The organism is Aeromonas sp. TW 6, from assembly GCF_013168745.1.
GTDB classification, from domain to species: domain Bacteria; phylum Pseudomonadota; class Gammaproteobacteria; order Enterobacterales; family Aeromonadaceae; genus Aeromonas; species Aeromonas caviae.
Genome location: NZ_JABERS010000020.1, coordinates 70,702 through 82,084 on the forward strand (window position 1 = coordinate 70,702; position 11,383 = coordinate 82,084).

Sequence of the window (11,383 nt, forward strand, 5' to 3'; positions counted from 1 at the left end):
GGAAAGGGCATTCTAACGCCATGGGCTTGTATTCACAGGAGTTAATCACAACAATGTCTGCATCCCGATTGTCGCCCTCCCCTGTCACGGATCCCCCATGGAAAAGAAACTGACCATCCTCGATATCGCTCGCCTCAGCGGGGTCGGCAAGTCGACCGTCTCCCGGGTGCTCAATCAGGATCCCAAGGTCAATGCCCAGACCAGGGCCAGGGTCGAATCGGTGATCGCCCAGCACGGTTTCGTGCCGAGCAAATCGGCGCGGGCCATGCGCAGCCAGAGCCAGCAGGTGGTCGGCATCGTGGTGTCGCGCCTCGACTCCAGCTCCGAGAACCAGGCGGTGCGCGGCATGCTGGAGACCCTCTACCAGCGTGGCTACGACGCCGTGCTGATGGAGAGCAAGTTCTCCCCCGCCAAGGTGAGCGAGCACCTGGCGGTGCTGGAGCGGCGCGGGGTGGACGGCATCATCCTGTTTGCCTTCAACGATCTGGACTATGCCGCCATGGCGCCGCTCAGGGAGAAACTGGTGCTGATGGCCCGCGAGCGCCCCGGCTTCTCGTCAGTCTGCTTCGACGATGACGGGGCGGTGCGCGCCGTGCTCGCCCACCTCGGGGAGCGTGGCCTGACCGAGGTCGCCTATCTCGGGGTGGAACGCAGCGATCTCACCACCGGGTTGCGTCGGCATCAGGCTTACCTCGACTACTGTCGGGAACAGGGGCGCACACCCCGCAGCGCCCTCGGGGATCTCGGTCTGCAAAGCGGCTATCGGCTCGCGGCCGAGCTGCTCACCCCCACCACCCAGGCCATGGTCTGTGCCAGCGACACCCTGGCCATCGGCGCCGCCAAATACCTGCAGGAGCAGGGTCGCACCGACATCCTGGTGAGCGGCCTTGGCAGCAATCCCATGCTGACGTTCCTCTTTGCCAACACCCTCAGCCTGGATTTCGGCTACAAGGACGCCGGCATCCTGGCCGCCAGACAGCTGCTCGACCAGATTGAAGAGGGGCAACCCCCCAGAGCGACCATCGCCCCCTGTCAGCCCCTGTAGTCTATCTTTTCCTCCATTCCCGGCGTTTTGCGCTTTTTGTGACCAGAGCCACGAATTGGGAACGTTCCCATTGCCGATGCGAGCCACTGGCTTCATGCTGATTGGGAACGATACCAATAAACGGGCGGTCCTTGGCCAGCCGGTAAAGACACGACCATTATTCATGGAGTCACAGAGGGAAGGCTCATGTCAAAAGTCAACACACAGCATCTGGCGCAGCTGATCGAGCGGATCGGCGGCAAAGAGAACATCACCACTGTCAGCCACTGCCTGACCCGGCTCAGGTTCGTGCTGGCCGATCCGGCCAAGGCCGACCCCAAGGCCATCGAGACCATCCCTTCGGTGAAGGGAAGCTTCACCCAGGGCGGCCAGTTCCAGGTGGTGATCGGCAACGAGGTGGATCAGTGGTACAAGGCGCTCACCCAGGAGATCGGCGTGAGCGGTGGCAGCAAGGAGGCCGCCAAGCAGGCCGCCCGCCACAACATGAACCCGTTGGAGCGCGGCATCTCCCACCTGGCGGAGATCTTCGTCCCCCTGCTGCCCGCCATCATCACCGGTGGTCTGATCCTGGGCTTTCGCAACGTCATCGGCGACATCAAGATGTTCGACGACGGCACCCACACCCTCACCGAGATCAGCCAGTTCTGGGCCCAGGTGCACGCCTTCCTCTGGCTGCTGGGTGAAGCCATCTTCCACTTCCTGCCGGTGGGTGTCTGCTGGTCTGCGGTGAAGAAGATGGGTGGCTCCGAGATCCTCGGCATCGTGCTGGGTATCACGCTGGTGTCGCCGCAACTGATGAACGCCTATGGCATCGGCCAGCAGACCCCGGAAGTGTGGGACTTCGGCCTCTTCGTCATCCAGAAAGTGGGGTATCAGGCCCAGGTCATTCCGGCCCTGCTGGCGGGTGTCTTCCTCGCCTGGGTGGAGACCAGCCTCAAGCGCATCATCCCGGCCTATCTCTACCTGGTGATTGTGCCCTTCATCTCCCTGCTGCTGGCGGTGATCGTGGCCCACGCCCTGATCGGTCCGTTCGGCCGCTGGATTGGTGACGGCGTCGGCTTTGCCGCCAAGGCGGCCATGACGGGTTCGTTTGCCCCCATCGGCGCCGCCCTGTTCGGCTTCCTCTATGCGCCCCTGGTCATCACCGGCATCCACCACACCACCAACGCGGTGGACCTGCAACTGATGCAGAGCATGGGCGGCACCCCCATCTGGCCGCTGATCGCCCTCTCCAACATCGCCCAGGCGTCTGCGGTCGTCGGCATCATCCTGATCAGCCGCAAGGAGAACGAGCGGGAGATCTCGGTCCCGGCCGCCATCTCCGCCTATCTCGGGGTGACCGAGCCGGCCATGTACGGCATCAACCTCAAGTACAAGTTCCCCATGCTGTGCGCCATGGTGGGCTCAAGCTGTGCGGCTCTCATCTGCGGCTTCGCCGGGGTGATGGCCAACGGCATCGGGGTGGGCGGCCTGCCAGGCATCCTCTCCATCCAGCCGCAATACTGGGGCATCTACGCCATCGCCATGCTGGTGGCCATCGTGGTCCCCGCCCTGCTGACCCTGCTGGTCTACAAGCGCCAGCAGGCTGCCGGCAAGCTGGATCTGACCACGGCCTGATCCACACAACCTCGGCGGAGCCCTGGCTCCGCCTTTTATCGTTGCCCTGTTCCAACTAATCCGGTTTCAACCAATGAGCGAACCAACCATGACACAGACACCCTGGTGGCAAAGCGCCGTGATTTACCAGATCTACCCCAAAAGCTTTCAGGATTCCGGCGCCCGTGGCACCGGTGATCTCAAGGGGATCATGGCCCGCCTCGACTACCTCAAGACGCTGGGGGTCGATGCCCTCTGGCTGACCCCGGTCTACGTCTCCCCCCAGGTGGACAACGGCTACGACATCGCCGATTACCTCAACATAGATCCCGCCTACGGCACCATGACCGACTTCGAGGCCCTGCTGGGCGCCGCCCATGCGCGCGGCATCCGCATCGTGATGGACATAGTGGTGAATCACACCTCCACCGAGCACGCCTGGTTCAAGTCGGCGCTGGGAGACAAGCACAGCCCCTATCGCGACTACTACATCTGGAAAGATCCGGTGGACGGCGGCGTGCCCAACAACTGGCAATCCAAGTTTGGCGGCAGCGCCTGGGAGCTGGACCCGGCCACCGGCCAGTACTACCTGCACCTCTTTGCCCGCGAGCAGGCGGATCTCAACTGGGAGAACCCGGCCGTGCGCGCCGAGGTGAAGAAGATCATCCATTTCTGGGCGAAGAAAGGGGTGGACGGTTTCCGCCTCGACGTCATCAACCTCATCTCCAAGGATCAGGCATTCCCTGACGACGAGGTGGGGGATGGCCGCCGCTTCTACACCGACGGGCCGCGCATCCACGAATTTTTGCAGGATGTGAGCCGCGACGTCTTCGCCCCCGTGGGGGCCATGACGGTGGGCGAGATGTCTTCCACCAGCCTGGAGCACTGCCAGCGCTATGGCGCGCTGGATGGCTCAGAGCTCTCCATGGTGTTCAACTTCCATCACCTCAAGGTGGATTACCCGGGCGGCGACAAGTGGACCAAGGCACCGTTCGATTTCCTCGAACTCAAGCGCATCTTCAACCACTGGCAGTGCGGCATGCACGGCAAGGGGTGGTCGGCGCTCTTCTGGTGCAACCACGATCAGCCGCGCATCGTCTCCCGTTTCGGTGACGAGGGCGAACAGCGGGTAGTGGCCGCCAAGATGCTGGCCAGCACGCTGCACGGCCTGCAGGGGACGCCCTACATCTATCAGGGGGAGGAGATCGGCATGACCAACCCCGGCTATCAGTGCATCAACGACTATCAGGATGTGGAGAGCCGCAACATCTTCGCCATCAAGCAGGCGGAAGGGATGAGCGAGGCCGAGATCCTCGCCATTCTCGGCGCCAAGTCCCGGGACAACTCGCGCACCCCGATGCAGTGGAGCGCCGCCTCCAACGCCGGTTTCACCAGCGGGACGCCCTGGCTCAAGCCCGCCGCCAACTACCCCGAGATCAACGCCGAAGCGGCGCTCGCCGACCAGCACTCGGTGTTCTGGCACTATCGGGATCTCATCGCCCTTCGCAAGGCGCACCCCATCTTCACTCAGGGGGATTATCAGGAGCTGCTGACCGGGCACCCGCAGATCTGGGCCTATGTCCGCCGCGCCGACGGTCAGACCCTGCTGGTGGTGAGCAACTTCTACGGCGAGCCGGTGGCCTTCGAGCTGCCTGCCGAACTGGCCAATGGAGAGGGGCGCCTGTTGCTTGGCAACTACCAAGACAGCCCGACCCGGCCGCAATCCTGCAAGCTGCGCCCTTACGAATCCCTGATCTGGCTGATGGAGCAATGATGACTGACGCAACGACAGTGCAGCGGCCCGCTGTGCGTGGCCCCGAGTGGCAGAAGATGGTGGCGGGAGCGCCCTATGATGCAGGGGACCCCGAACTGCGGGCTGCGCGGGAGCAGTGCCGCGCCCTGCTGGGAGAACTGAACCGGGAGCGAACCGATGCCCCTGGTTGGGATGAGCGCCTCACCCGCCTGCTGGGTGGCCGCGCAGAACGCTGTTTCATCACGCCCCCCTTCTTCTGCGACTATGGCGCCAACATCTTTGTCGGCGAGAATTTCTACACCAATTTCAACTGCACCATCCTGGATGTGTGCGAGGTACACATAGGCGACAACGTGCTGCTGGCCCCCGGAGTGCAGATCTACACCGCTACCCACCCGGTGGCGGTAGCGCCGCGCATCAAGGGGGTGGAGTTCGGCAAGCCGGTGCGCATCGGCAACAACGTCTGGATTGGGGGCAGCGTCGTCATCTGCCCGGGCGTCACCATAGGGGACAACAGCGTCATCGGGGCGGGGTCCGTTGTCACCAGAGACATTCCGGCAGGCGTGGTGGCGGTCGGCAATCCCTGCCGGGTCTTGCGCCCCATGACGGCAGAGGAGCTGGCGCCCGGGGAACCTGGCTGACACAGAAGGGGCAGGCCGTACCTGCCCCTGTTCCTTTCCCTGACGGCGCTCCCGCAATGCCGGCAAGGCTTCGGCGCAACCCCCTCTTTACCCGGGCAGCAAGGCGCCGCAACGCTTGTGCTGTCCCATGACCACCAGAGTCTTGAAACTGCGCACCTGGTCCCTGGCATGGAGCACCCGACGGGTGAACTGCTCGTAACTTTGCATGTCCCTGGCGGCCACTTGCAGCACGAAGTCCTGCTCCCCCGTCACATACCAGAGATCCATCACCTCGGGTTCCCGCTGCAGGCTGGCGATCATCTCATCGACGATGCGGCCATGATCCCGCTCCAGGGTCACCAGCACCAGCATGGTGATGGGCCAGCCCATGGTGGACGGTGCCACCAGCGCAACTTCCCGCTCGATGAGACCGGACTCCCGCAAGGCGCGGACGCGGCGGTAGCAGGCAGGGGCGGAAAGACCGACCCTGTGGGCCAGCTCCGGCGTGGGCAGACGGGCATCCTGTTGCAGCTCGGCGAGGATGAGCAGATCAAATTTGTCGGTCATGGGGTTCATTAGATAAAAATTATCGAACAAGGCCAGTATTAGACCGGTTTTACCCAAGTCTCCAGATATATTTTATTGCTCATCGTCCTGCCCGGTATGAACACCATGCAACCCAATTCCAATGCCCTCTCCTCCCTTCTGGCCGTCCTGCTCGCCATGTTGTCGATCACCCTCGGCGCCTCCCTGGCCAAATCCCTGTTTCCCCTGCTGGGTGCCGCAGGTACGACCCTGTTCCGGCTGGGGTGCGCCGCCCTCCTCCTCTCCCTGGTGTTTCGCATCTGGCGTGCCCCCCTCGACCGTCGCACCCTGCTGGGCGCCATCCCCTACGGCCTGTCGCTTGGGGCAATGAACCTGCTCTTCTATCTCGCCATCGCACGCATTCCCCTCGGCGTAGCCCTGGCCATCGAGTTCATCGGCCCCCTGACAGTGGCCCTGCTCTCCTCATGCCACCGGGCAGACTTCATCTGGCTGATACTGGCCATCGCCGGCCTGCTGCTGCTCTTGCCCCTGCGGGCAACACAGCAGGCCATCGATCCCCTGGGAGCCGCACTGGCTCTCGGGGCTGGCCTCTTCTGGGGGCTCTATATGCTCACCGGAAAGCGGGCAGGAGCCTTGCTGGGCGCACAGGCTCCGGCGCTGGGCATGTGGGTGGGCACCCTGCTGGTATTGCCCTTCGGGCTGGAGGGTGCGATCGAGGCGTCATTCACCGTCCCCGTGATCCTCACCATCATCGGGGTGGGGCTGCTCTCGAGCGCCATCCCCTACTCTCTCGAGATGTTTGCCCTGCGCCGCCTTCCCCTCAAGAGCTACGGCATTCTCACCAGCGGTGAACCGGCCATGGGAGCCTTGATGGGACTGGTATGGCTGGGCGAGCAGTTGCCCCCGTCCCAATGGCTCGGGATAGCCGCCATCATCGCCGCCTCCATGGGCACCACCTGGCAGGCGGGTCGTCGACATGCGGGCTCCGCCTGAACCAAAAAACGCGGGGCCGGCGATGACCGGCCCCGGGGATGGCACGAGCGCGTCAGGACGAGTAGTCGTAACAGCGTTTGAGCTCGCCGAAGTCATAGAAGAAGCTGCCCACCGCAATGGGGGCGCAACCTGCCTTGAAGGCGAGCTCCTTCTCGTTGTAAAGCATCTTCACCAGCACCCGGCCGGCCTCGTTGCGGTAGACATCCCACTGGATGTTGGCCGCATAGGGAGAGACCCAGCCGCCACGCCATTCGTTGTTTTCCTGGCTCATCAACACGCCGGGCTGGGCGCTCTGGCGGCTCCCTGCCAGCTTCATCAGGGCCGCCAGCGGGATCAGGGTCTCCGCATGGGCAAAGCGCAGCTTGGCGACATGCTCGCCCGCCTCTTCCACCACCTGGGTCTGTACCTCGTTGAAGAGGCCGTCAAGCAGGGGCTGGGCCACGGCGTAGGTGGCGCTCTGGCTGGCAACACTCGGCCCCTTCTCGTAGAAGTCCTCGGCATCGGAAAGGTAGGAGAACCAGGCAGACTCCTCTGGCGTGATGAACTGCTCGAGATCCCAGGACCCGCCTTGTGCCTGCGCCTCCCGGATCATCCCCGGGCCGATGATGAAGAGGTTGTAGAGCATGAGGGCGGCGTCCACCTCGTCGCGCACATGGGTCTTGCCGCCGTCTTCCGGGTTCACCGCCACATAATCCACCCCGGCGGCCAGCTCGTCGACGAAGGCCTTGCTGTAGAGACGCTCGAGCATCTCGCGGGCCATCACCCGGGTCCTGGGCAGGGCCTTGAGCGCATCGAGGGCCTCGGTCAGCTCGGGAGCGGGAGCCACCCCGTTGTCTTCGTCCCCGACAAAGGCCTGATAGGCCTGGAAGGTGGGCAGATACCGGGTGTACTCCCCCTGTGGCTCGGTCTTGTGGAAGTAGAGCTCGAACTTGTTGCGCAGCCCCTTGTCGATCTCGGAAGGGTTCTCCTGGCTGACGTAACAGTCGGGGCTGTCCGTCACCAGAGAGACCCGTTTGGCCAGGCTCTGCATGAAGAAGTAGGCGCTTTCGTTGGCGCGATCCTTGCCCGATGTCTCGACCTTGAGGCAGAGGGGAGTCGATTCAGTGGTCAGCAGGGTGGGCAGCCGTTCGGCGAGCCGGGTCGCCAGGTTGGCGTGCTCCTCCTTGCCGAGCGCACTCAGCAGGCCATAGCCGAGGGTCTGGTTGGCGGCCGTGACGGCGTCCACCTTGGCGCCGAGCCGTTGGCCCAGCTCGGTCAAGGCCCCCTGTCTTGCGGCCTCCTCCCACACCAGCTTGGTCAGCACATCGTATTTGGGGCTCGACAACGAGCGGGAGCCATGGCGTGCCACCAGTTCGGTGAAGACGGGACTAAAGCCTTCAGGGGCAACCTCATAGCTGTTCATTGCCTGACGGGCGGCATAGACCGCCTTGGTGCTGTATTGATAGTCGCCGACGGCGGGCGAGGAGGAGTCATTGCCCGAATTGCAGCCGCTCAGCAGGGTGGCCGCCACGCAGGCGGCAAGGGAAGAGACGCGAAACATAGTCATCCTTGAACCAGTGTGAAAATGAAGCCGCACAGTACGCACCGGATGTGACAATCCGGTGTCAGGTCTGGGACATGCACCTCTCTCCGGAAGGGTGAACACCCTCCAACCCGTCTATGTCCCCCCACAAAAAAATCATTCATATTTTTTGAACATGTAGGCCAGTTTATCTCGCTAACAATGACCGGGTGAGGCGCTTAATATTCACACATCGCTTAGGCAGGAGCGCCAAGCCGCAAAACAACTGGTCGTTCATGGCAGTCCCCCATACACATGGGTGACAAACATCCGTGACAAAACAACACACCATTTGAATGACCTCTTGCAAGGATGCATTGATGCAGGCCTGTCAGGCCTTGCCAATGACATAAAAACCAAGAGAGTGAATGAACATGAAAAACGTGATCAAGATGCTGGCCGTTGCAGGCCTGATGAGTGCCGGTGTTGCCCAGGCTTCCGTCCCCGCCGACTTCAACGCCACCCCGGGTGTGCTGTTCGTGAACTGGCATGCCAGCGCCGCCATGGCTGGCAAGGCCAACCCCATGCTGGAGGTGCGCGATGAATCCGGTGATCTGGTGGCCTCCGTCCACGCCAACCTGATGGGTACCCAGCAGGTACAGATCCCGAGCCGCGCCCAAGGCAACCTGACCGTCAGCCTCGGCGATCAGAGCAGCGATTACCGCATCCCGTTCGGCATCGGCAGCGGCAATCCCCGCTGATCAACGCAGACGACGTCCCTCCCGGGTCTGGCAAAGACACGCCGACCAGGCGAGAGATCAACGACAAGGGCGCCATCAAGGCGCCCTTGTCGTCGTTGCCGTCGGCACGCACGGCTACTGGGTGAAGACGGGACCGAAGCCGGATCCCCACAGGATGGCCGTGGCAGCCAGCACGCAGACCAGCAACACCAGGCCGACAGTCACCACTGAGCTGGCGTAGATGAATCCCTGCTCCTTGGTGATGTGCATCAGGATGGGCACGCCGATATAGAGCAGGTAGACGGAATAGGTCAGCCCGACCAAACCGATGAGCATCACGAACCAGAGATGCGGGAAGAAAGCGGAGAAGCCCACCATGAAGAGTGGCGTGGAGGTGTAGGCCGCCAGCTCCAGCGAGGTCGTGTAGCTGGGATCCGAGCCGAAGGTATGCCCCATCCAGTGCACCAGATAGGAGAGTGCCAACACGCCGATGATAAGGGTCACGTACATGGCGACCGACAGCTTGAATGCACTGTTGGCGGTCAGGGTGATGGGATCGCCGACCCCGATGCTCCAGCCGATGTGAACGGCGGAATAGTAGGCGCAGATGGGAGGGATAAGGGCCACGAGCAGGATGTGGGTCAGACTGTTTCTGAAGCTGTCGTGCCGCTCGTCTATGGTATGCCATTCGGTGTGGGGATGGGCATACAATCCCCATAAGTGATTCAATATCATAGCGTTATTCCTTCTCTACATCGGTGGTTGGCGGATCGATACCGGGCTTTCTCCTCTGATTGCGTCATGTCCGGGCGCTGGTGGCGCCATCGCTTGCCATGGCATGCGATGACTTTAAATAAAGTCGCTCCACCGCCGCTGCGTCAAGCAAGGTCGCCGGGACAGCCGGAGGGATGGGGAGACAGCAGGAGGGCACCGGAGGCGGGCACTGATGGCACCCGCCGTCGGCGCTCCCGTCAATACTGCTTGGTTTTCGAGGCAAAACCCGCGAGGAAGAGACCGGTCAGGAACATGCCGCAGAAGGCTTCGATGGCCGACAGCAGTTGCAGCGGCGAGGAGGTCTGGGAGATGTCCCCATAACCCAGGGTCACGAAGGTGACGATGCTGAAATAGAGAGAGCGCCCCAGATGGCCGTGGGTTGCAGACTCCGGCGCCAGGAAATAGGTCAGGGTCGCCAGCAGGATCACCCCCATCGACATCAGCAGGCTTCTGATGGGACGCTCCCCAAACCCCCAGGTGATGAAGCTGATGAACTTGCCCGCGCACTTGAGATAGCACAACAGGGAGAGCCAGCACTTCGTCATCGGACCGCTTCGCAACCAGCGCTCCCGGAACAGCTCCCGCGGGCTCGCCAGGGACTTCATCTCGTGCAGCTTCTCCTTGTAGTAACACTCGCCGGCATCGACGGTGTCACCCACGCTGGAGAAGAGGCGCTTGGCATTGCGATAGAGTTTGCTCGCCTCATTGTGGTCGATCCGCCCATTGTCGTTGTAGACCACCTCCACCTTGTCCAGGTTGGTGTGCTCCATGGTGGCATCGAAGTTCTTGGCGCTGACGCTGAAGTTTTTCAGCACCGCCCGGGAGGAGTGGAAGCGGATCTCCTCGCACTCTATGGTGAAGTCCTGAAAGACCCCGTCCTCCAGCGCCAGCTCCCGCTTCTTGGCCCAGGCCCTGTGGTCCCACAGCAGGGAGTCGAACAGATCGAGCCCGATCACCCCGCCATTGACCCTGACCCCCTTGGCCGAGCAGTGCCACAGATAAACCTTGGAGTTGTTGACGGCCCCATCGAGAGAGAGCTCGTCGAGACAGGTAAAATCGAGCAACCGGCCGGAGATGATGGGGCTTTTGAGGGTAACACCGCCGATGTTGAGCAGACGATGCTTGCCCAGCACCTGGGCTTCCCCCTTGTTGTTCTCCGAGACCGAGAGCAGGCTTTGCACCCGTTTCACCTCGTCATTGCCATGTTTTCCCGCCAGCCACATGCTGTAAGGCTCGAAACGGGTCTCCGAGCGGATGAGACCGCTCTTGCGCAGGGATTCCAGTGCACTCGAGGCGCTCTCATACAGACGGACCTTGTCGTCGCTCATGTAGACACAAAGGCTCAGCACGCAGCGGGAGCTGATGAAGCGGGCGATGCCGATCTGGAAGATCACGCTTTTTTCTATCTTCTGCTCCGCCATCCAGTCGTCGAAATGGGGCAGCGACGCCACCAGCAGCGCCCAGATACGGGGATAATCGTTCTCACGCCGCCACTCGTTGAATTGCTCGGGGGAAAGCTGCCAAAGCTCTGTTGCATTCATAGATGACCTCAGTAATGGAGATGTTCTCGTCGGTGATTCTCTGTCAAGTGCAACCAATAGAAGCGAGCTTACAACAGCAACGAATGGCCCCTAAGAATCAGGAGAAAAAAGTTAACCATTTGAAAAAAAATGCATAAATGCTTTCTCATACCAATCGGATTAAACATTAGGTCAGTTTTATCCAATCTCGGCTACAAAGTGACATCACCCGCTCCACATCGGCAATAAAGTGCTTCCAGGCCGATGTGCAGGCATCAAGGATGTCGTCGTAATC

The 11,383-nt window shown here is 61.9% G+C and carries 10 protein-coding genes; 6 read left to right on the forward strand and 4 right to left on the reverse strand.

Annotated elements, in window-relative coordinates; translation table 11 throughout:
• Nucleotides 1-97: 97 nt before the first annotated feature.
• The 4 genes from treR (at nt 98) to HKD46_RS11800 (ending at nt 5,035) form a co-directional block, all read left to right on the forward strand.
• Complete coding sequence (gene treR / locus HKD46_RS11785) at nt 98-1,045, forward strand: trehalose operon repressor TreR (RefSeq protein WP_041211765.1); 948 nt, start codon at nt 98-100, stop codon at nt 1,043-1,045.
• A 186-nt stretch (nt 1,046-1,231) separates the two neighbouring features.
• Nucleotides 1,232-2,662, forward strand: a complete 1,431-nt coding sequence (gene treB / locus HKD46_RS11790) for a PTS trehalose transporter subunit IIBC (RefSeq protein ID WP_043152890.1) — start codon at nt 1,232-1,234, stop codon at nt 2,660-2,662.
• Between the two features lie 88 nt (nt 2,663-2,750).
• On the forward strand, nt 2,751-4,415 hold the full coding sequence (gene treC, locus HKD46_RS11795) for an alpha,alpha-phosphotrehalase (protein WP_171865449.1): 1,665 nt from the start codon (nt 2,751-2,753) through the stop codon (nt 4,413-4,415).
• Nucleotides 4,415-5,035, forward strand: a complete 621-nt coding sequence (locus HKD46_RS11800; RefSeq protein WP_171865450.1) for a sugar O-acetyltransferase — start codon at nt 4,415-4,417, stop codon at nt 5,033-5,035. Before treC ends, HKD46_RS11800 begins: the two co-directional genes overlap by 1 nt.
• Before the next feature lie 87 nt (nt 5,036-5,122).
• On the opposite strand, the gene HKD46_RS11805 is transcribed toward HKD46_RS11800, so the two are convergent.
• On the reverse strand, nt 5,123-5,581 hold the full coding sequence (locus HKD46_RS11805) for an Lrp/AsnC family transcriptional regulator (protein WP_039039724.1): 459 nt from the start codon (nt 5,579-5,581) through the stop codon (nt 5,123-5,125).
• Between the two features lie 96 nt (nt 5,582-5,677).
• Between HKD46_RS11805 and HKD46_RS11810 the strand changes: the two genes are divergently transcribed.
• Nucleotides 5,678-6,553 carry a DMT family transporter gene (locus tag HKD46_RS11810; protein WP_171865451.1) on the forward strand — a complete coding sequence of 292 codons (876 nt, stop codon included), beginning with the start codon at nt 5,678-5,680 and terminating at the stop codon, nt 6,551-6,553.
• A 52-nt stretch (nt 6,554-6,605) separates the two neighbouring features.
• Here the strand turns inward: HKD46_RS11810 and HKD46_RS11815 are convergent, their stop codons facing one another.
• Nucleotides 6,606-8,099 carry a histidine-type phosphatase gene (locus tag HKD46_RS11815; RefSeq protein ID WP_052814390.1) on the reverse strand — a complete coding sequence of 498 codons (1,494 nt, stop codon included), beginning with the start codon at nt 8,097-8,099 and terminating at the stop codon, nt 6,606-6,608.
• Between the two features lie 383 nt (nt 8,100-8,482).
• Here HKD46_RS11815 and HKD46_RS11820 point away from each other — a divergent pair, with 383 nt between their 5' ends.
• Nucleotides 8,483-8,815, forward strand: a complete 333-nt coding sequence (locus HKD46_RS11820) for a hypothetical protein (protein ID WP_039039727.1) — start codon at nt 8,483-8,485, stop codon at nt 8,813-8,815.
• Between the two features lie 114 nt (nt 8,816-8,929).
• Here the strand turns inward: HKD46_RS11820 and HKD46_RS11825 are convergent, their stop codons facing one another.
• Together HKD46_RS11825 and HKD46_RS11830 are read right to left on the reverse strand one after the other, a co-directional pair.
• Nucleotides 8,930-9,529 (reverse strand): Yip1 family protein, encoded by a 600-nt coding sequence (locus HKD46_RS11825; RefSeq protein WP_029314835.1) that lies wholly within the window; start codon nt 9,527-9,529, stop codon nt 8,930-8,932.
• A gap of 236 nt (nt 9,530-9,765) precedes the next feature.
• Nucleotides 9,766-11,109 carry a potassium channel family protein gene (locus tag HKD46_RS11830; RefSeq protein WP_043152903.1) on the reverse strand — a complete coding sequence of 448 codons (1,344 nt, stop codon included), beginning with the start codon at nt 11,107-11,109 and terminating at the stop codon, nt 9,766-9,768.
• Nucleotides 11,110-11,383: the final 274 nt, after the last annotated feature.